This window comes from Paenibacillus sp. J31R109 (assembly GCF_059692055.1).
Genome location: NZ_JCAUAR010000001.1, coordinates 48,944 through 70,469, shown reverse-complemented (window position 1 = coordinate 70,469; position 21,526 = coordinate 48,944). Strand labels below are relative to the sequence as shown.

The 21,526-nt window shown below is 45.7% G+C and carries 20 protein-coding genes; 4 read left to right on the top strand and 16 right to left on the bottom strand.

Annotation, left to right across the window (positions count from 1 at the left end):
• Positions 1-2 precede the first annotated feature (2 nt).
• Entirely contained in the window at positions 3-845 is an 843-nt protein-coding gene (locus AC58QT_RS00275; protein ID WP_497407243.1) for an AraC family transcriptional regulator, read from the bottom strand.
• Positions 846-998: 153 nt separating this feature from the next.
• On the opposite strand from AC58QT_RS00275, the gene AC58QT_RS00270 reads away from it, so the two are divergent.
• Complete coding sequence (locus AC58QT_RS00270) at positions 999-2,510, top strand: sulfatase family protein (protein WP_497407242.1); 1,512 nt, start codon at positions 999-1,001, stop codon at positions 2,508-2,510.
• 312 nt (positions 2,511-2,822) lie between these two features.
• Here the strand turns inward: AC58QT_RS00270 and AC58QT_RS00265 are convergent, their stop codons facing one another.
• The 6 genes from AC58QT_RS00265 to AC58QT_RS00240 all read right to left on the bottom strand — a co-directional run bounded on the left by AC58QT_RS00265 (position 2,823) and on the right by AC58QT_RS00240 (position 8,613).
• Positions 2,823-3,656, bottom strand: coding sequence for a hypothetical protein (locus AC58QT_RS00265; protein WP_497407241.1), 834 nt, complete (start codon positions 3,654-3,656; stop codon positions 2,823-2,825).
• Entirely contained in the window at positions 3,622-4,350 is a 729-nt protein-coding gene (locus AC58QT_RS00260) for a hypothetical protein (RefSeq protein ID WP_497407240.1), read from the bottom strand. Before AC58QT_RS00260 ends, AC58QT_RS00265 begins: the two co-directional genes overlap by 35 nt.
• A gap of 445 nt (positions 4,351-4,795) precedes the next feature.
• Positions 4,796-5,617 (bottom strand): ABC transporter permease, encoded by an 822-nt coding sequence (locus tag AC58QT_RS00255; RefSeq protein WP_497407239.1) that lies wholly within the window; start codon positions 5,615-5,617, stop codon positions 4,796-4,798.
• A gap of 4 nt (positions 5,618-5,621) precedes the next feature.
• The gene (locus tag AC58QT_RS00250) at positions 5,622-6,431 is read right to left on the bottom strand and encodes an ABC transporter permease (RefSeq protein ID WP_310226532.1); all 810 of its coding nucleotides are present in this window, start codon (positions 6,429-6,431) and stop codon (positions 5,622-5,624) included.
• Entirely contained in the window at positions 6,431-7,477 is a 1,047-nt protein-coding gene (locus AC58QT_RS00245) for an ABC transporter ATP-binding protein (RefSeq protein ID WP_497407238.1), read from the bottom strand. Before AC58QT_RS00245 ends, AC58QT_RS00250 begins: the two co-directional genes overlap by 1 nt.
• 182 nt (positions 7,478-7,659) lie before the next feature.
• A complete protein-coding gene (locus tag AC58QT_RS00240) occupies positions 7,660-8,613 on the bottom strand; it encodes a substrate-binding domain-containing protein (RefSeq protein ID WP_497407237.1) in 954 nt (317 codons plus the stop codon).
• A gap of 172 nt (positions 8,614-8,785) precedes the next feature.
• Here AC58QT_RS00240 and modA point away from each other — a divergent pair, with 172 nt between their 5' ends.
• On the top strand, positions 8,786-9,616 hold the full coding sequence (modA, locus tag AC58QT_RS00235) for a molybdate ABC transporter substrate-binding protein (RefSeq protein ID WP_497407236.1): 831 nt from the start codon (positions 8,786-8,788) through the stop codon (positions 9,614-9,616).
• Between the two features lie 2 nt (positions 9,617-9,618).
• Positions 9,619-10,290: a molybdate ABC transporter permease subunit gene (modB, locus tag AC58QT_RS00230; RefSeq protein ID WP_497407235.1), complete on the top strand. Its 672-nt coding sequence runs from the start codon at positions 9,619-9,621 to the stop codon at positions 10,288-10,290.
• Positions 10,291-10,343: 53 nt separating this feature from the next.
• Here modB and AC58QT_RS00225 read toward each other — a convergent pair whose 3' ends face one another.
• On the bottom strand, positions 10,344-11,114 hold the full coding sequence (locus tag AC58QT_RS00225; RefSeq protein ID WP_497408065.1) for a phytanoyl-CoA dioxygenase family protein: 771 nt from the start codon (positions 11,112-11,114) through the stop codon (positions 10,344-10,346).
• A 128-nt stretch (positions 11,115-11,242) separates the two neighbouring features.
• On the opposite strand from AC58QT_RS00225, the gene AC58QT_RS00220 reads away from it, so the two are divergent.
• Positions 11,243-12,043, top strand: a complete 801-nt coding sequence (locus tag AC58QT_RS00220; RefSeq protein ID WP_497407234.1) for a helix-turn-helix domain-containing protein — start codon at positions 11,243-11,245, stop codon at positions 12,041-12,043.
• A gap of 96 nt (positions 12,044-12,139) precedes the next feature.
• On the opposite strand, the gene AC58QT_RS00215 is transcribed toward AC58QT_RS00220, so the two are convergent.
• The 8 genes from AC58QT_RS00215 to AC58QT_RS00180 form a co-directional block, all read right to left on the bottom strand.
• A complete protein-coding gene (locus AC58QT_RS00215; protein WP_497407233.1) occupies positions 12,140-14,428 on the bottom strand; it encodes a copper amine oxidase in 2,289 nt (762 codons plus the stop codon).
• A gap of 101 nt (positions 14,429-14,529) precedes the next feature.
• A complete protein-coding gene (locus tag AC58QT_RS00210; RefSeq protein WP_497407232.1) occupies positions 14,530-15,384 on the bottom strand; it encodes a helix-turn-helix domain-containing protein in 855 nt (284 codons plus the stop codon).
• Between the two features lie 176 nt (positions 15,385-15,560).
• Positions 15,561-16,517: an ROK family protein gene (locus AC58QT_RS00205; RefSeq protein ID WP_497407231.1), complete on the bottom strand. Its 957-nt coding sequence runs from the start codon at positions 16,515-16,517 to the stop codon at positions 15,561-15,563.
• A gap of 10 nt (positions 16,518-16,527) precedes the next feature.
• The gene (locus tag AC58QT_RS00200; RefSeq protein WP_497407230.1) at positions 16,528-17,208 is read right to left on the bottom strand and encodes an N-acetylmannosamine-6-phosphate 2-epimerase; all 681 of its coding nucleotides are present in this window, start codon (positions 17,206-17,208) and stop codon (positions 16,528-16,530) included.
• Positions 17,209-17,225: 17 nt separating this feature from the next.
• Entirely contained in the window at positions 17,226-18,146 is a 921-nt protein-coding gene (locus AC58QT_RS00195) for a dihydrodipicolinate synthase family protein (protein ID WP_497407229.1), read from the bottom strand.
• A gap of 45 nt (positions 18,147-18,191) precedes the next feature.
• Entirely contained in the window at positions 18,192-19,022 is an 831-nt protein-coding gene (locus AC58QT_RS00190; RefSeq protein ID WP_310226504.1) for a carbohydrate ABC transporter permease, read from the bottom strand.
• Between the two features lie 11 nt (positions 19,023-19,033).
• A complete protein-coding gene (locus AC58QT_RS00185) occupies positions 19,034-19,930 on the bottom strand; it encodes a carbohydrate ABC transporter permease (protein WP_497284383.1) in 897 nt (298 codons plus the stop codon).
• Between the two features lie 81 nt (positions 19,931-20,011).
• Positions 20,012-21,412, bottom strand: coding sequence for an ABC transporter substrate-binding protein (locus tag AC58QT_RS00180; protein ID WP_497407228.1), 1,401 nt, complete (start codon positions 21,410-21,412; stop codon positions 20,012-20,014).
• Between the last annotated feature and the right edge of the window lie 114 nt (positions 21,413-21,526).

Genomic DNA, 21,526 nt, shown 5'->3' with positions numbered 1-21,526 from the left:
GATTACCCCCGATAGGCCCGCGGCGAGACCCCCATATACGACGTGAATGCACGTGTGAAGGCGTACAGCTCAGAATAGCCTAATGAGTAGGCGATTTCTGTCACAGACAGCGTCGTTGTCTTGAGGAGCTCTGCCCCTTTTTCCAACCGTTTTCGGGCCAAATAACGCTGTGGTGAGATCCCATATTTATTCAAAAATGCGGTATATAAATGGGATCGATGATAGCCAAAATGCTGAGCTGCATCCTCAACGCGAATATGCTCGGTAAAGTGTAGATCGAAGAAATCTTTGACTTGGGCCAACCAGTTTTCTTTCTCTTTCGAGGAAGAACGGTTGATTTGCAGATTCATTTTATAAAAAAGATCACTGAGTGCTCGTTGTTCGAGAAACATGTCTTTCTTTGCCCCCGAAATTGCCCCTATCACACTTCGCAGCGATTCGCCGACTTCATTGCTCACAATGTCATGCAACCAATACTTACTTGCTCTAAGACCGAACTCCGCTATTAATAGTGGCAATTGCTCCCCTTCCATCGCGAGCCAAATCATTTTCAAAGGCGGTATGCCGTCATCTGATTGCATGGTTTCATACACATAGGAACGTCCGGGAAATAAGCAGAATAAATCTCCCTCACTTAATTCAACAGTAAGATCAAGCGAAGTCACTCTCACTTTGCCTTGCATGACCCAATGAAAGCTTGTTTGTTCAATCACTCTGGGACCAATGTGGTAGCTAGGCTTAGCCAGATTCTGACCCGCACGTACAACCCAACATCCGCTTGCACTCTGAAAAGGACGGGGAATCGCCAGCCAAACATTTGCATATTCCATCTCTAACTCTTGCATGGGGACACAGCTCCTCTTATATGCCTGATCTACCTAGCATAATTAAAACCCAACATAATGACAACTTCTAACATTCGATCATGTTGATATGTTCCTCCTATTTTTATACTAATCATAGGAAATAACATGCAGATGAAAGGTGGCAGCAGCCTTATGAAGAAACCTAATATTCTACTCATCACAAGTGATCAACAGCATTGGAATACGATTGGAGCTTTTAACCCTGAGCTATCCACCCCTAACTTAGATCGCCTTGTCAACGAAGGTACGACCTTTACCAGAGCCTATTGCCCAAACCCTACCTGTACCCCGACTAGATCTTCCATCATTACAGGACAATATCCGAGTCAGCACGGCGCATGGACACTAGGTACCAAGCTGCTGGAAGATCGACATACGGTTGGTGAAGATTTCAAGAAAGCGGATTATCGAACCGCCTTAGTCGGGAAAGCACATTTCCAACCGCTTAAAGGCACAGAAGAATACCCTTCTCTTGAATCGTATCCGATTCTTCAGGACCTCGACTTCTGGAAAACCTTTGATCAGCCATTCTATGGTTTTGACCATGTTGAACTAGCCCGCAATCATACGAATGAAGCACACGTAGGACAACATTATGCCCTATGGATGGAAGAGAAAGGGCTCACCAACTGGCGCGATTATTTCTTAGCTCCAACAGGAACGATGGACCCTAATCAGCTGCATCATTGGGACATTCCCGAAGAGTTTCACTATAATACCTGGATAGCTGAAAGAACGAATGCCCTGCTGGAACAATACCAACAATCCGATGAAGGCTTCTTCCTGTGGTCGAGCTTCTTTGATCCGCATCCTGACTATTTAGTCCCTTCGCCATGGGATACCATGTATGATCCGGAGAAGCTAACGATCCCGACGGTCACACCTGGTGAGCATGACAAGAACCCACCTCATTTCCGTTTAACACAAGAAGAGAATCCCGATTTTTCCCATTTAAAAGAAAGCGGCTTTGGCATCCATGGTTATCAATCGCATTCCCGCCTGCCGGAAAGCGAGCGCAAACAGCTCGTTGCGACTTATTATGGGATGATTAGCTGTATGGACGCACATATCGGCCGTATTCTAGACCGATTAGAAGAGCTAGGACTTGCCGAGAATACTATTGTCGTTTTTACAACGGATCATGGTCACTTCTTTGGGCAGCATGGTCTGCAGTATAAAGGTGGCTTCCATTATGAGGATTTGATTAAGCTCCCCTTTATTGTCCGATATCCAGGTCATGTGCCTGCTGGCACAACTTCGAATGCCATCCAGTCCCTCGTCGACTTGGCTCCTACCTTTCTTTCCATGGCAGGACTGCCAATTCCATGCTTCATGACGGGCGTAGATCAAAGCAGCGTATGGACAGGTCAGGCAGAGCGTGTACGCGATCATGCCATCTGTGAATTCCGGCACGAGAAGACGACCATTCATCAGAAGACATATGTAAATGATCGCTATAAACTAACCGTCTACTATAATCAAACGTATGGCGAGCTTTTTGATCTCCAAGAGGATCCCGGTGAGATCAGAAATTTATGGGATGAGCCTGCGTTCAAAGAATTGAAAGCCGATCTGTTGTTGGCTTATATTTGGGCGGAGTTGGGGAAAGAGCCGGTGGCGATGCCGCGAATTTGGGGCGCCTAGGCAAAAGGTATATACGTCAAGAAAAACCACGGCTGCCTACGTCCTTGGCAAATCAGAATCAAAAAAAGATGCGAATATACATCCTTTTCTACTGGAGAAGTCGTGATTTATAGAAAAGATGCGAATCTGCATCTTTTTCCACCACATTTATCCTTTTTAAGGAATATCGCTAAAAAAAGATGTATTTTCGCAGCAATTCCTCGATAAACGGTCTATTCTCCTTAAAAAGGATGTATTTTTGCAGTTCTCAGCTCCTATCAAGATGCTGAATATACATCAAAAAAGCTCCCATCTCAGGGAGCTTCTTTCTTTTTATAGAACCGTTTGAAAGCCTGTCTTATCGGCATGTTTATATTTAATACCTGAACCACGTGTTGAGATGACCATCATATCTCGCCAAATCAGCAGATCCGTCACCTCGGCTTGCGCATTCAATGCATGAAGCATGATGTTGCCTCTGAACTCGATCAGTTTATACAGCCCCGTATCGGCACATACATAGACGTCACCGCGATGCGCGACCAATCGGTTCAAGAACATGCCCTCAAACCGGTGCTGATGCAAACCGCCTTGCTTATTGCCTACGACTAAGCCTCCGCGCTCCGTTGTTCCTACAAGCAGCGTGTTGAACACAGCTAAACTAGTCACCGCTTGCGTGAGCGGCATGCTGCACCAATCCCCCGTAAATAAATCGTAATAGGTGATGCCATCTTCATAGCCTAAGAATATGAAATGAGGAGTCACCATCAAATCGTAGGTTTTCTTCCCTCGAAAGGCAAGTGGCAGCCATTCCTCCTGATTCCCGCAAAGCAGACCATTTTCCGTGAGCACGAATCGATCACCCCAGCCAACTGCCCGATAACAGGGATCCGTAACCGTTGTTTGCTGCCATACCTCTTCCTCTAGGTGATATAATCCGTGGCTTGTGGAAGCGAATAATTGCGTCTCCACCCAATCTAAGCGATAGACATGAACCTGCGCCGGCAAGCCTTCTGAGGCGCTTTCCCATGATCGTAATGGCGAGAACTGAACCACACCGTGCCCTTCAGTCCCCGCATATAAAACTCCGTCTGGGGAGGCAGTCAATGTCGTAAATCGTAAGGATAGCAAATCATTGGTGGATTGCCATGTCGAATTTGTTTCCATGAAGTTCATCCTCTCTGCAGCACGTACATCTGCGACTTTCCAAATACACATCTTTCACAAGTCTGAGATAATCCAACGATTGTTCCATAGTGAAATGGTTCGTCTCTATACGATGCTGCTTGCCGCTCATCAAATTGACAAGTTGCAGCTGCACAGGAATCCCTCCGAAAGCTTTATTGCAAAAAACAACCGACATATGTGTAAACAGGGCAAGCGATGCCGCGCTGTCTTCCATGATAAATTTATGTATGACAATGGATTGCTGCGACGAGTCCATCGCTTGCACGATCATCGATAAGCCCATATCAAGCTCATCAACCCACACATCCATGCTTTCAAATAAAAGGATCGGCCATTCCATCCGGCCCTCACCTGACAGAATGCCATACAACTGCTCAATGACATTATGCTTAACTGTGCTATAAAAGGTATCTGAGCCGAATTTTTGGACTTTATTCGTCCATTTCTTTTCGAACTCCTGCGTTAGCACACGATGCGTTCGAGCTGCTACGGGCATGGTGTACCAGGCGTTAATGGCATGATAAGCCGCGTATTGCGTTAGCTGCTGCCAATTCAGATCTTCGGAATCCGTACCACGATCCTCATGAGTGAGGGTATGCAGCCAGCGCTCTAATTGATAATCTGCTATGACCTGCAAGGTCCCGACGCCAATACCGTTCTCGCTATGATTCATCTCGACTAGCCCCCTCATGATGTCGTTCATTCTCGTCAGCGATTGATAATCATTTTCATTTACTTACTACATCGAATGATAATGGTTCTCACTTATATTGTCAAGAAAAACGAGCACATTTAGAAGCTCCTTGACAAAATGTCACAAAACGACACCGATTTTCGAGCGACATTGCAATCAAAGTGCGTTAATCTATGAAAAATGATTCATAGGAGGCGTACTAGGATGCAAAACTTACAAATCTGCGGATTGGGTTTTATCGTGCTATGTATTATGTATTATCTCGTCATCGATGTTTTCGAGAAGAGTAAACGCCTCAGACAGACTGCTGCGAACCTACAAGAACCCCTGACCCCAACGGTTCCAAAAGTGCTCACCAAGGTAGCCCTTCCCACTCAGGAAACCGTGTATCCGATGTATATTGACTGTAGTCGCAACGAACAATTTATCCCGCAACACTCGAATAACGCTTTAACCCCTGTGACCATATAAAATAGGCCATCATCACGATCCCCATAGCAGCGGCTGGAACGCCCCAAACGGCCCAGCCGTATTGCTCTGGTCGCAATAAGTAAGCGGCCGGATAAAAGCTGGCTAATGAATACGGAATGATGTAAGTTAACAGTCCACGAAGCAGCGGATGAAAAATTTGCAAAGGATATCTTGTAAAATCATAAAGCCATGTGATTGGATAGATCAGTGAGCGTACCTCTTGAATCCAGAAGGTAAGTACACTGATGGTCAGCAAGATTGAGAATTGTATGAACGCGCTGCATAGCAAAGCAATCCATACGTAAAGAACGCTCCAGAATGTCCACGCCATATCCAGGTGCGAAGCCGCATATCCCATTATCGCAAACCCTGTGATTAGTTGACCGACGCCATTCAACTCTTGCGAATACCCTATCGCTTGAAAAAGCACGCCTACTGGCCTCACCATCATCATATCCATGCGTCCGTTCCGAATGTATCCTGTTAACAGGAATGGCGCGTTAAAGAAGGTCTGATTCAGCGCTCGCCCCGTTGCGGCAAGTCCGAACATAAAGACTAATTCATGAAAGTCCCACCCTGCCAGCGTCGGAATTCGATGGAATATCACCGTCAAAAAAATCAATGTGCTCCCCTGTGCAACAATCCCCGCAATGACCGCGATGAGTGTATCCGCCCTATATTCAACCAACGTTTTGACGTACACTTTTAAAAATTGACCATACATGCCAATGAGATACACTACTTGCTGTATCCAGCTTCTCTTCGGTGCAAGCATCCTTTCACCCCCCGTTTATTGCGAGTCGTTTCGCCGCTTTCATCCACAATAATCGACTAATCACAATCATTACTAGTGCCCACGCAAGCTGCTCCAACAGTGCATAGCCAATATGTATCCCCGTCAATCTGCCTGTATAAATCGAAAGTGGAATATAGGCCATAGCTTGAAAAGGTAAATAGGTAAGGACCGTCTGCAGACCACTTGGAAAGAAATCGAATGGGATCAACGTACCTGCGAAAATATCCATAATGGCCCGCTTCGCCAGCTGTACGCCGAACGTATTCGTGGTCATAAACGAAATCATCATAATAATGGAATTAATACTAAATGCCACTAAGAAGCCTATGAAAAGACTTAGCACAAAGCCAACCCCTGCCCCCAAGCTCGGTGGTGATAATATCCCAAGACCGAAGATTAATAAGAGTAAAGCAGGTATATTGACCCACACCATTTCAACGATAAAAAAGCCTGCAGCTTCTACAAATCGCTGAACTTGGAAATCCACCGGTCGAATAAGATCAAGTGCGATGTCCCCCGAACGAACGCGTAATGCCATCGCATACGTAGGAGCTCGCTCCGCGGGTGACCACCGTGCGAAGTTAATCGTCTGCCCAACCATAATATAAGTAATCAATTGCTCCCAAGGTAACACTTGCCCTGTACCGTAGGTATAAATCGCTTTCCAAAGCATGTAATAAAGGACGCAGAACATCAGCGTTGACACCAGTGTCATGATAAAATCAAATCGAAACTGCATCCGTTGTCGAACCGCAATGCGGGACATGCCGCCAAGCCGTCTCAAGGTATCCATTAGCGAATGACCACACCTTCCGACTTAGGATGAGACCCAAGTGATGGACCGGAAATTCCCTCGCGATAAATCCGAGATATTAAGGCATCGATGTTCTCATCTTGCATCGTAAGGTCCCGCGGTTGTGTCTTCTCTAATAAATGTTTAAGCAAAGTAGACGTATCGATTTGATGCTGATCATAAGAGATTTTGAGCATCCGTTCTTCCACTTGAGTGATGACCTCATAGCCCTTGAACAACAAGGCTGCTGCTTCAGCGAGCCATGTCTCTTCGAACGTTGCTTTGATTTGCCGCTCCGTCGCATAATGATCACGAATATGTTGCAGGGTGCCATCATAGATTAAGCGGCCTTTATCAATAATCATCGTCCGATGACATAACCGCTCGATATCATGCATGTCATGTGTCGTGAGCAGCAGCGTTACTCCTTTTTCTTGATTAATCTTCTGAATAAAAGCACGAATGCGCTCCTTCGCGACAACATCAAGCCCGATCGTTGGCTCATCCAAGAAGAGAATATCCGGCTCGTGCAATAAAGAAGCGAGGATTTCACATCGCATCCGCTGCCCAAGTGAAAGCGTTCTCACTGGACGATTTAATAAATGTTCCACTTCCAAAACCTCAGCAAACTCACGTAAATTCCTGTGATAATTGTCCCAGGAGATACTGTACATATAGCGGAGCAGATCAAAGGAATCCTTTACAGGAAGATCGAATAGTAACTGACTCCGTTGTCCGAATACGACACCAATCTGATAGGAACTTTGCTTGCGACTTTTGTGCGGGACCAACCCCGCTACCTCAATGGTGCCTCCACTTGGCTCGAGGATACCTGTCAGCATTTTGATCGTGGTCGATTTGCCCGCGCCATTCGGCCCTAAGTAGGCAACGCTTTCCCCCTTTTCAATAGAAAAAGAAATATCCTCCACCGCGACCATCTCGCGCTTCTCGGGCTTGATTAAGCTCCTTATCGTTGCAAATCGCCCCGTACGTCTCACGTCGGTTTCGAACGTTTTACGTAAATGTTTAACCTCAATTAACGACAAAGCACTCTCTCCTTCTGTTTTACGATTGTCTGAAAAGAATCCCATCCATTATACCAAGGTTTTCCAATGGGTTGATACTCCTTTTTCGCAACTATTTGTAAATAAATACAAAGAGACTGTCCCTATGTAGATTCTTCTACGAAAGGACAGCCATGATTAACGTTCTATATACGTTTACAATCCTACGTCTCGTATAACACTCGTCCTGTCAATGATAGGTCATAGCCGCGGATAGGACGTAATTCATTCTGAAAAGCTTCCGATTGTAAAATGCGCAGAACCCGATCGATCCAAGCGAGGTTTTCTGGCTTTTTTAACATCACAAGATCATAACGTTCCTGAATAAGCGGGATGAAATCAACGCCGCCAACCATCGATGCAGCTTTTTCGATACCAATACCGAAGTCCACCTCGCCGATCGCAACCTTACCTGCAACGCCCATATGATTCGATTCTTCGTGCTCATAACCGCGGAGCAACTGCGGTGAGATACCTTGAAGACGGAGCTGCTCATCAAGAAGAACGCGTGCTCCAGATCCTTTTTCACGGTTCACCATGCGAAGATCGGTTCTTTTAAGATCTGCCCAGCCATGGAGTTGCTTCGGATTGCCTTCTTGAACGAATAACCCCGCCGAACGCGAGACCAGATTCACAACCACATAGGAAGAACCAATCAGCAATTTCCGTATATAGGGCAAATTATATTCTCCTGTATCCCCATCGAGCAGATGCGTACTCACAATATCCGATTCGCCCTTGTACATGGCGATCAGACTGTCCAGACTTCCGACATAGGCACGAAGCGGTCTGTAGGGGACGATTTGTCTTTCAATATGTTTGGCCAGAATGTCCAAGCTTACATCTTGTCCAGTAATGACAATGGACTGTTTGGGCGACTGCCCGGCATACACCGCTTGCTGAGCATTAGACTCAGATGCTTCGTGGTAAACAACGGGAGCCTTGCCACCTTTGGCACGCGTTTTATAGGCTTCAAGATCCGCTGCATCTACACGCATCTGCTTACCGACACGGTAGGCGGCTAGATCCCCTTTTTTAATCAGATCGTAGACGGTTAATTTGGAGATTTTCAAAAGTTTAGCTATTTCTTCCGTTGTATAGGAAACGTCTGTTGTCATAGGAACCTCCATTAGGTATCTTTCGAAACCATTCTTTCCTATCATAAGCGGATATAAGGTGTATTTCAATCCTGATATAGACGTATTAAATATGGTTATATATAATTAAACATAATTAGATATCGTCATTTATATCTAAATAGATAGATTAATCGTTATCGGAGGGTGAATTATGTTAATTTCAAAGAAGTTTAGTGTGGTTTTATCATGTTTCGCAATTGCAACGATGATCATCACGGGATGCTCAAGTGAAAAAGCGCAACCAGCAGTGAGCACAGCACCAACTGCAACGCCAGTACCTACGGAGAAAGTAGAATTAACGATTTCTGCCGCAGCCAGCTTAACCGATGCATTGAAAGAAATTCAAACGAACTACGAAACCAAAAACAAACAAATCAAACTTAACTTCAACTTCGGTGCTTCAGGCGCCTTGCAACAACAAATCGAACAAGGTGCTCCTGCGGATCTATTCTTCTCGGCAGCAACTAAAAATATGAAGACTCTGGTAGACAAACAATTGATCGATACTGCACAGCAAAAAAACTTGTTAATCAATGAACTCGTTGCTGTCGTTCCTGCGGATGGCAAAGTAGTCGTTACGAAATCAGAGGATCTCTCCAGCGATAGCATCAAACATTTAGCGGTTGGTGAGCCTGCAACTGTCCCAGCTGGCAGCTATGCGAAAGAAGCGTTAACGAATGTGAAGCTTTGGGACTCCCTGCAAGCAAAAATCGTGCAAGGCAAAGATGTACGCCAAGTCCTTACATACGTAGAATCAGGCAATGCAGAAGCTGGTTTTGTATATAAAACGGATGCACTCACTTCCAAAAGTGTAAAAGTTGCTTTCTGCGTGGATCCAAAAACATACACACCGATTGAATACCCTGCCGGCATCGTAAAAGCAACCAAACATAGCAAAGAAACGTCCGACTTTTTCACCTATCTGCAAAGCAAAGAAGCACAAGATGTATTCGTTAAATTCGGTTTCTCGGTTCCTAAATAAGCATGGAACAGATCAACTGGACTGAATTTCTTGATCCGATCCTTTTATCGTTAAAAGTTGCCATTGTATCCAGCGTGTTCGTTCTTATCTTCGGTGGTTTAGCTGCTTGGAAAATGACACGTCGGAACTTCCCCGGGAAAATCGTCGTCGAGACTACTTTTCTCTTGCCTTTGGTGCTGCCTCCGACCGTCGTCGGCTTCATTTTGCTCATGCTTCTAGGCAAAAGGAGTTGGATCGGGCACCTAATGGACTATCTGTTCCATCAATCCATCATTTTCACATGGGGCGCCGCTGTGATCGCTTCGGTCGTGGTGGCCTTCCCTCTCGTGTACCAATCGATGAAAACTGGCTTCTCCATGGTCAGCAAAGACCTAGAGGACGCAGCAAGATCCATCGGAGCTGGCGAGTGGCAGGTCCTTTGGTATATTACGTTGCCTTTAGCATGGCGCTCCATCATCGCCGCGTACATCCTTGGCTTCGCCAGAGGGCTTGGCGAATTCGGAGCAACGCTCATGATCGCGGGGAACATCCCGCATAAGACACAGACCTTGCCAACGGCTATTTACATCGCTGTGGAATCTGGAAATCAAACACTTGCCTGGTACTGGGCAGGAGCCATAATATTAATCTCCTTCGGGTTACTGTTCATTGCGAATCATAGAACGAAGCGTTGAAAAAAAGCAGCATCTCCATGAGGGCTAACCTCTTGAAGATACTGCTTTTTCATTTAGTATAGCGGATATTTAACGCGGAGCTCTTCCCGGAACAGAACAACGGAATCATTACGAATATAATGACACACATACGAACGGCGCCAGCGGTCTTTGCTGCGATTTTTGTAGGACGAATGAATGAGCAGCTCATGGAAAAATAGAATGTCCCCTTTTTCCATGACAACTGGAATCTCTTGATTCAAATCAACACCTTCGGTTTCATCTGTCCAGCTCTCATGCTCCTCCAGATTCGTTACTTTCCCATGTGGCAGTAAACCCAGCTTGTGCGTGCCTGGAATGACCCACAAACAGCCGTTTTCTTCATCCACGACATCCTCCAAAGCGATCCAAGCCGCGATCATGGACTTCGGGTCATCTTTAATATAGTAATAGTCCTGATGAGGCGCTTGTCCCGGTGAACCTGGTTCCTTGTAGAAGTACATACTTTGCACACATACAGCCTCTTCACCCATCATTTGAGCGAGAGCACCTCGTATAACCGGGAGCTTCATAATTTGCTGTGAGAAGCCGTCTTGCTTATGTGGATTAAATAATCGCACAGAAAAGCGGTCCTTTTCTGAGATTTCTTGACCGCCTTTTTTGGGGAGCGCCCACTCGGCAATCTCATCCGCTGATCGGATCGTGTGAATATGTCCATTAAAGGCATCAACTAGATCTGCACTGCAACCTTTTTTCAACAAATAATACCCATGCTCATGAAAAAATGCTAATTCCTCTTCACCGATAGGTGTCAATCGTTCCTTAACCTGACTTTGCACATCCATTTCCCCTTTCAAATTGTAAGCTCCAGCTATATACTTAGCATACAGACGAACTCGCATTTCGAACATGGCTGTGATTGATTGAAATATATCTGTAATTGATATCGATATGAATTGAAAAGGACCCTTCTATGATTTCAGAACCCGTTATTCTTATACCTAAAGTCAAGTCTGCGTTTGGCGGAACTGTCGTGTACCCGCCAGGGAGCCGCTTTGGCCCCCGTATACAAACGGATCTTCAGCTCGTCTTGCTGCATACTGGCTCAATGACGGTGTACATTGATGAAGTTCCTCATGTCGTCCAGCCTGGTCAAGTCATCCTTTTAACGCCAGGCCACCATGAACACTTCACTTTCTCTAAGGAACATGAAACCTGGCATCGCTGGATTGCCGTCCATGTAGATGAGCTCTCGGTCCATCAGCGTCAGCAGTTGGAGCAATTACCAGCTACACAATCCATAAGTGAGGAAATGAATCGTTTAACTGATATTCTGATATCCTTACGATTACGCTATGACGCAGGCTCAGATACGCTATGCAGCTTAGGATTAGCAGCCCTTCAGTTATTTATTGCTGAAACAACTAGCAACCATATGCAACTTACACATCCTTCGGTACTACACGCGAAGAAATATATCGAACAGCATTTCCATGACCATCTTTCGCTGGAAGGCATTGCCGATGCAGTCGGACTTTCTCCTGAACATCTCGTTCGGTTATTCCGTAAGCACGAAGAGATCACTCCGATCAAATTCGTATGGAACTATCGCATTCTGCGTGCCAACGAATTATTAACACAAACAGGCTTATCCATTGGCGAAATCGCTTTGCGCTGCGGCTTCAAAAACTCATTTCACTTTGCTCGCTTGTTCAAATCTTCAACCGGCACCACACCATCCGACTATCGGCATGGCAACTGGCGAGGAGAATAACAAAGAAGCTGTTCTCAGCGTAACTAACTCCTACGCGCGAACAGCTTCTTGTCTTGCTATAACCTGCCTAATGATTGATTACCTAAATAAACTATTTTATGGCAGATTCAACGTTGGTGTATTATCGAAGAAGTTCCACGGTTTCAACATCGCGTGTACCCACTCCGTTGGCATTATTGGCCACTCTTCCGCACGAGCCACGTGTGTAGCACCTGTCGTGATCCACACCACGTTATCCGTGTTCTCAATCGAGGCATTGTCAGCTGTAAATTGTCCTAAACCTGTATCCTTCGCAGTGCGATTTGGATATTTGCCTTCAGGATAACGTTCATCCGGATGGTAAGTCGTTACCCAAATTTGCTTATCCATAAAGCCCGCACGTTGGAACAGCCAATCATCCGCACTGAATAGTGCTCCCTTGGCAATTGGATGCGTACCACCAGCAAAAGGAATGATTTGATAAGAGACCGGATTACCTACTTTATTTTCTTTATTCGGGTTACTTAGAATTCGGATTGTAGATGGATCGAATTTCTGTGTAGCTTCTTGTTCCGTTTTTATCGATTTATGCTCTGTAATGATTACACTTTTACGCGGCCCGCCATCCATATTCTCAGCGACTTTCGGATCAATCTCCGTAAAAGAATTGCCCTCTCCATCCACATCCATATCGAGTCTAAAATTATAAATATGCTGATGTGTGGTGCCAACAATATTTTTATCAATCAATGTGCCATATTTCGTATCCTCTACTGCCGTTGCATCGTGCATATTGCTGGTTACGACACCTTTTACCGCTTCAATCCCAGAGGCCCCTACATCGATTTTGATCGTACCATTTGGTTGCAGCACCCAGTCAAAAATATAATCATAATTACCCACGGTAGAGATCCAGCGCACGACTAATTCTCTACGCTCTTTACTATCAGTACCTTGCGGGGACATCGTATCATGCCGATATTCAGGACCTGCATATTGTTCGAAAATAGCCATCGCATTCGGTATCGTACGAGGATTCCCTTGTGTATCGGCCGTAACAGCATCTAGCAACACCGCGTTGTCCGGAACATCTTTCCCTTTGACCAGAGAAGAAGTCAGCGTCCCCATACCATACTCTCCAGAATCAAAATACGTTTTAAAGTACCAACCAATATCCGGATCCCCATAAGGTACGACCATACCGCCGAGCGAGCCTTCGTACATAATCTTCCGCTTCTCTCCCTGATCGTTATACGTCATTGTCGAAAGAATAGGTCCCACACGACTATCCAATCGCAAATGGAAATCCCAGTTCCCCCAAGAAATCATATTACCTGTTAAATTGTAATTTTCACCCGCTGTTTCTTCAATTGAAAGAGGCTTCTGTGCTAGTTTATCCGCAAAATTACGACCATCATAGGGATTCGCTTGCATCGGAACAGGAATGACCCCGTTATCCTCGATTTTAATAATTTGTTTCTTTTCCAAATCGACAACGGCAACAAGATTTTCAATCGGGTGTGCCCAGAAGTTCCCATCTCCTGTATCCAGATAAGACACTACTTTCAATAGACGGGCATCTTCAATCAGATCATCCTCGCCCCCAAAATAACCAACCGTCAAAGGTGTCGTTACAACTTTCTTACTATCCGAAATACCACGCTTCGCAATAGCCTTGGCATACGCAGCATCCCCTTCAATCACACTTTGAACTGTTATCATATCGTCCAGTGTAACCATGCCATGAGCGCCTTCCTTTGTTTCCCATTTGGTCAGCTTGCCATCGGCGAGATTTACTTCACCTTCAATAACATGTTTACCTTCTAATGCTACGAATTCAGCCACTCTAGGAAGAACTTTACTCCTTTCTCCAGTTAGGACATAGTTCCACACATCGCTTTTCGCAGGGGGTTTCAGAGAGATTTCTGTAAAAAGAATCGTCTCTTTATAGTTTTCAGATTCTTTGACAATGCTGACAGCCTTCTCAATCTCTCCAGCGCTTAACGGATTAAGTGGGTTCGTATCTTTTGAAATTTGGACACTTGAGACTACATCAGATTGGAAGATCTCATTGATAAAATCATGATATACATACGTGATACCATTCCTCATCACAACAGGCCCTGCAAGTGTTCGAAGCGTACCGTTCACGTTGACACTGGCACTATCTAGATGAAGTTGAGCAACTTTACCATCCTTCACGACTTGAATTGTCTTTGATGTTTCATCCCAGTACACCGCAGCTCCAAATTCCTCAAGTGTTGGTCGTAATGCCATGTATTCATCTTCAAAGCTGCCGCCATGTGCATAAGCTTGATGCGAACCAAATGGCGCCAATGGCGTGATTGCCATTGTTAACATCGTGCCCAGAATTACCGTCTTTTTCAAAGAGTTCATCATTTTCATCCGTGTAGTCCCCTTCTGTTCTAGCGTTTAGTTCATCTTGATGACGTTAGTATACTAGAAGGGATTGTGGAAATATTGGAAAAAACGGTCCTTATGTTAGTTTATGTGACATCTATATTGGAAAAGTTACTAATATGAGAGGAGTGAAGCTTCATCCATGCATGTGGCGTTTCTTGATAGAACTTCTTGAACTCATTAATAAAATGAGCTTGATCATAATAATCAGCATGTTCCGAAATGGTTTCCCAAATCGCAGAGGCTTGTGGCACAGTCATTAACCCATTCAATGCGTGCTGGAATCTAGTAATTTGGCCAAACACTTTTGGGGATAAGCCGACAAAATGCTCAAATTGCTTACGAAGATAACGCTCTGAATAAGCAGTTTCGCTCGCCAGATCCTTTACACTCATATTCCCTTTGGATATGATCATTTGATTTAAAGCAAAACGTATGAGTCGTGAATCCTGCTGAATAGTTAGCACTTCACCGAGTATTTCCTGAAAGAAGCGTATCTTTTCAGTAAACGTTGCCGCTGTATAAATAGGTTCGATGCTTCTTGGACTCATTTTGATAAAGTCTAATAAGCTACAAGAGTGACTTATCAAGTCTTTCATCTCAATGTTTGATTTACCAGTCATATGAAGAGAAAGGAACCGAACACCAAAGTAGTCGGTATTTCTTTTCAGTAAAATCGTGTGTCTGAAGAGCACAGATCCATATACTTGGATGTCAGGCTGACTAGCGTCACAGCAAAATAACATGTCCACATGACCGTCAGGAATGGCTACAAACTCTGGCGAATCGATATCTTTGGAGCGAAATTGATAAAAAAGTGCAGGGGTATGATGAGCGTCGCCAGGTGCTTTATATTCTTGATAACCTGCGTTACACCACGCCATTTCTGGCTGCAAAGGGATATAACTTTGGGTCGATTCCTTCTCAAAAGTATTCATCATCTCCTCACCTCTCCCTATTCCGAACTTATTTAAGTCCTTATATTAAGCACCACTATAGTTAATGTCAAGATATATAACATCAATTATTATTTTAACTAACACAATATGCCATCTGTATCGCTTCAGAACAACAAAAAAGCCTCGCTTCACCAGCGAGACTCTTTCCTGCCCTACCATCATTCCCACAACTGCAACGCAGCCCCGATCATACCGCTCGAATTGCCCTGGTAGGCCGGCACAATCCGAACACCTTCCCACATCGCAGGCATTACTCTACGCGATACCTCTTGCCTTAACTCCACAAACAATCGCTCTCCCGCTTCCGAAACACCGCCGCCAATAACGATCAACGAAGGATTACACATATGAATCAAAGAAGCAATGGCTGCGCTAAGCGCCGCCAAGGTTTCATTCATCAGCTCTGTCGCCACAGGATCACCGAGCTGCCAGCGGGCAAATACTTCACGGGAGTCTACCATTTCCTCCGCTAAGCCAAGAGTGGCAAGCTTGTCGCGCATTCGCTTCGCAATGGAAGTTCCTGACGCGTACTGCTCCAAGCAGCCGATTCCGCCGCACACGCAGGGGATACCGCCAAAATCAACGGACATGTGGCCGAGTTCTCCTCCTCCGCCCCATGCACCGTGAACAAGTCGCCCCTCCACGACGAGTGCGCCACCTACGCCTGTGCCTAATGCAAGGCATAGAAAATGATCTACACCTTGCCCAGCTCCCACATATTTCTCCGTTAGGGCTAGCACATTCACATCGTTATCGACGATAACAGGCAGCCCATAATGAGCTTGCAGGATGCTTTTGAGCGGCGTACCTGCATAGCCAGGAATCAGCTCGGATGCAGAACGAACCGTGCCCGTATCCCACTCGATTTGGCCTGCACTCCCTACGCCAATCCCCCTCAAACTGAGCTCACGCTGAGCGGAAGGTATTTCTTCCATAATTTTTCCAATTGCAAGTAAAATACGATCTACCGTATCCGCTTCCCCAGCCAATGTCGTTACGCTGACGGAATGGATCACTTCACCTTGCGCACTCACGAGGCCAGCATTGATTTTGGTGCCGCCAATATCAACGCCGATGGCATAAGACGCAGAGGGATTTCCTACATACGTTTTCATAACAATCCCCCTAGACTGGCTGACGCAACGCTTTGACATACCGCTCCGTAATCAACTGCGGTCGTGTGATCGCACTCCCTACCACCACATGCGACACTCCGCATGCCATGGCTTTCACAGCTTCCTCGGGTGTCCAGATCCGACCTTCCGCAATGACGGGTACCTTAACGCTATCACTCAGCGCACGAAGTAGCGCGAAGTCAGGCCCTTCCTGCTGTGTGCTGTAAGACGTATACCCCGAAAGTGTCGTCCCGATGAAATCAACGCCAAGCGCTTCAGCTGCCAACCCTTCTTCGAAGGTAGAAATATCCGCCATAACCGCAGTGCCCATCGCCTGCGCCCAAGCAATAAGCGGCTTCACCGCTTCCAATCGCCCCTCCCGGTCCGTGACATCCAACGCCACGACGTCAGCCCCCGCCATCACAATCGCTTTTACTTCCTCCAAAGTCGGTGTAATAAACACCTCCGAGCCTTGAATCACTCTCTTTATAAGACCAATCACAGGGACATTCACTTCATTTTTTATCATCAAAATATCCGAAATCCCATTCGTCCGAATGCCAATAGCCCCGGATTGAACAGCGGCTCTCGCCATCTTCGCCATCGTGTCTCCACCATACAGAGGTTCATCTTCCAGCGCCTGGCAGGAAACGATCAGACCACTCACAGGAAAAATATCACTGCGCTTCATCCGAATCCCCCCTCTCTTCAGGCGTTCGCCTGCTCGATATAAGACAGTATTCTCGCATTCAATTGCTCAATTCGCGCATGATCTGCCTCCGTCACCACTGGCAACAACGGCATTCTCGGCTCCCCTAGATCAAAGCCTCGCAATTTCAAAATCGCTTTGCATGCCCCGTATAGGGATGGGAACGATAACAATTCAACAATCAGTTCATTGACGATGAACTGCCAACGCTGTGCTTCAGCCAGATCCCCTTGCACATAGCATCGCTCTATTTTCAGAAAAAGCTCCGGCATCACGCCATACGTTCCACCAATTCCGCCATCTGCGCCAATGCTTCTCCCTGCCAAATACTGCTCATCAGGACCATTGAGAACAAGAAAATCACGGCCTCCAGCTGCTTTAAATTGTTGCAGTTCAAACGTACTTTCTGCGGATATTTTCACGCCAATGACTTTGTCTTGTGCCGCCATCGTGGTCAACAGCTGCTTAGATAAGTTGAAGCCGGTCGTTTGCGGAATATGATAAATAATAAAAGGCAATGATGTGCTATCAATAATCGCTTGCCAATGGCTTTCCACGCTTTGCGGGGATAAGCGATAATAAATGGCTGGCACCGCCGATACGGCGTGTGCGCCAACTTCCGCAGCATGCTTTGCAAGCTCAACACTATCTCGTGTAGCTGGCGCACCAACATGAGCAATGATCGTCAACTCATCGCCGACTTCTGCCATAACTGCAGCAAGAACAAGCTTGCGTTCTTCCACAGACTGCAGCATCCCTTCGCCTGAACTGCCGCCAACGTATAACCCTTTTACACCAACGCTTGCATAGAGACGGGCGATTTCGCGCACCGCTTTCGTGTTGATTTCGCCGTGTTCGTCATAACTGGAATAGAGGGCAATGATGATGCCCCGAAATGCGTCTAAGTCATAAGTTTTCATAGGTAGATAGCCTCCGAGTGTTTAATTTCCTGATGATTAGTCTCGTTATCCTTTTACAGCGCCCATCGTAATGCCCTGTGTAAAGGCTTTTTGGAACACGAGAAAGATCGCAATCATGGGAACAGACGCGAGTGCCGCTCCTGCCATCATAATTCCGTAATTGGTTGTAAATTCGCCCTGCATCGTCGCCACACCAAGTGGCAAAGTCATCATTGACGTGGATCTCGTCATAATTAGCTGACTGAAATAGTCATTCCAAGATGCGATAAAGGTAAAGATAGCTAACGCTCCTAAAGCAGGTTTCAAGAGCGGCAGGATGATCGTTCCGAATAGTCGAAACTCCGAGCAACCGTCGATCTTAGCAGCTTCAATTAATTCACCGGGGATCGTCTGTGAAAATTGTTTCATCAGGAAGACGCCGAATGGCCAACCGATTGCCGGGAGTATGAGGCCATGATACGTATTGACCCAACCAAAGTCAGCTAACATCGTGAACAGCGGGACTAGAATCACTTGTTTAGGCAACGCCATGGCAGCTATGAACATCGTAAAGATGAATACACGGCCAGGGAATACCTTTTTCGCCAACACATAACCTGCAGAAGCAGAGACGAGACATATCGCGAACATTTCGAGCAAAGCGATGACAAAGCTGTTAAATGTCCAGCGCCACACGGGGTTTTTGAACAAATCCGTCCAATTCTGCAAGGTTGGCTTTAGTGGAAACCATTCAGGCGGAATCTGAGTGGCAACGGTTTGTATTTTAAAAGCACCGGTCACAATCCAGTAAAATGGAAAAATAAAAAACAACGTAGAAAGGATCAATAACAAGGTAGAAAAGCCTTTAAATACCCTTTGACTAGCGTATGAACTCATGATGTCCCCTCCTAGTACTCAACATCGCTGCCAAAAAATTTGAATTGAATGAGTGAAATAATGCCGATAATGATTGCCAAAAAGACACCCATAGCTGATGCGCTGCCGAAATGACCAAGTACGAAAGCTTGCTCGTACACACCGTACATCACCGTTGACGTACTATAAACAGGTCCACCCGATGTAAGTAACTGGATTAAAGCAAAACACTGGAACGTATTAATCGTCGTGATGACGATAATATACAGATTGGTTGGCATGAGCATGGGCCAGATAATTTTGATAAAAATTTGCCAAGGCGTCGCTCGGTCAATCTCTGCTGCTTCAATATACGAAGTTGGGATGTTACCTAGGGATGCTACATACAAGATGATCGGCTGGCCGACAGAAGTTGTGATAAGCACAGCGATAATCGCTAGTAATGCTGTTCGCTGGTCACCCAGCCAAGAAACCGGATCAAGACCGATTAAACTGCCCAAATAATTGAGAATCCCGTAATTCGGATGGTAAATCCAGCCCCAAACAACCGTGATACTTACAACGGAAGATACAGCTGGTAAATAGAAGACACCTCTGAAGAAAGAGCGTGCAAATTCCTTTTTCTTATAGATGGATACGGCTACGAAAAGCGAAAAAATGATGACGATAGGAACCGTAATGACAACAAGCAGCAAGGTGTTTCGCATCGATTTTAGAAAAGTTTCGTTATGAATGAGTGACACATAATTATCGAATCCAATAAAAGAAAATGTACGCAAGGAGTAATCAAAAAAGCTAATATATATCCCTTTTAACATCGGATATGCAACAAATAGTAGAAAGAATCCTAGTGCAGGCAGTAAGAATAGATAGCTCATAAGCCAGTCTCGACGTATGTATCCCTTCGGTTTACGAACCGTTACCTCCATGATGCTTCCCTCCCCTTCTCATGTGAGTTTAAAAAGAGTAGAGCACTCACGCACTCTACTCCCAGAGGACATGCCTCTCGTTTATTTGGTAGCTGCTTGATCTTTTTTAGCTTTGGCAATGGCCTCGTTCGCTTTCACAGCAAAGGCGTCGAGCGCTTCTTTCCCTGTTGCTCCGCCAGTTAGTGCACGTTGCAGCTCTGGGAACCAGAAAGTACGAATTTCTGCATAACCATCAGCGATTGTTGGTGCATCGGTAATGAATTCACGCGCGATTTCTGCGTATTTGTATTCGGGATCGTTATAGAGACCAGTAATGGACGTACGAACAGAGAGTCCACCTGTTTGAATCAAGTTCTTCTTGGCGTATTCAGGATCGTTTGCAATGAAGTCGATAAGTTTTTTGGAAGCTGCAATCTTGTCGGCATTCCCATTATTGAACACCGCCATACCACCCAAATACGGCTCAAGCTTTGGCTTGGATCCGTCCATCGTAGGGAACGGCAGGAGAATATCTTCGAATTGTACCTTTTTGTTCGGTACGTTTTGCGCTTTTAGCACAGCGGAGTAGTTGAGTGTAAAAGCTAATTTCCCCTGTAGGAATAAATCATTTACATCTGCAGCTGCAAGCGAAGCTGAGCCAGCGACACTGAGCTTATCCTTCGTCGCTTTGACTACCCAATCCAGCGCCTTAGCAGCATTGTCGGTGTTGATGGCTACTTTGGAATTATCCTCGCTTAGAAATCTTGAAACACCTAAGTTGGCAATGTATGCGCGTGTTCCTTGGTCACCTGCGGTGCTTTTAGCAAAGAAGCCAGTTGGGATAATTTCCGGCGCTTTATCCTTCACGGCTTGCAGCGCTTTCTCATATTCAGCCACTGTCCAAGTGCGATCAGGACGGCTTAGCGGAAGCAAATCAAGGGCACCGATTTTCTCGAAAACGCTCTTATTTACAGCCATCATGAACGGCGCTGTGTTGATCGGATACATGTAGATCTGATCGCCAACCATGGATTGCTTCCATAGAGCTGGCGTAATATCTTTCTTCACATCCTCTGTCACGATGTCATTCAGCGGAGCGAGAAGCTTCTTCTTCCCCCAGTCAATGATACGTCCCGGAGCATCGTAGATCACATCTGGCGCCGAGTTCGAAGCAATGGCAACGTTCAGCTTTTGCGGACCACCTTCAAAGGTAATCATCTCTAGGTTAACTTTAATCTCTGGATGTTTCTTGTTAAAAGCAGCAATGATCCCCTTCTCATATTTCCCAACTTCCCCATCAAGCGGTTGAAAGTTCGGGAAATTCCACCACGTAATCTCGACGGGCTTCGCAGTCACCGGACTTGGTGAAGTCGTCTTACCGACCTCCGTACTCGTGGCTGTGTTCGCTGGTGTATTCGTCGATGTGTTCGTACATGCAACTAACTGTGACCCGACAAGAGCAACGCCGATCAGTGTCATAAGCCCTTTTTTCATAGCCCTCATTTGAGCACCCCCGTTATCATTTGTGGAATAAAATCGCTTTCGTTTCATTCCTTGCGCTAAGCATAAATCATATTGAAAACAAGAAGAATCCCTGTATCTTTACATTCATGGTCG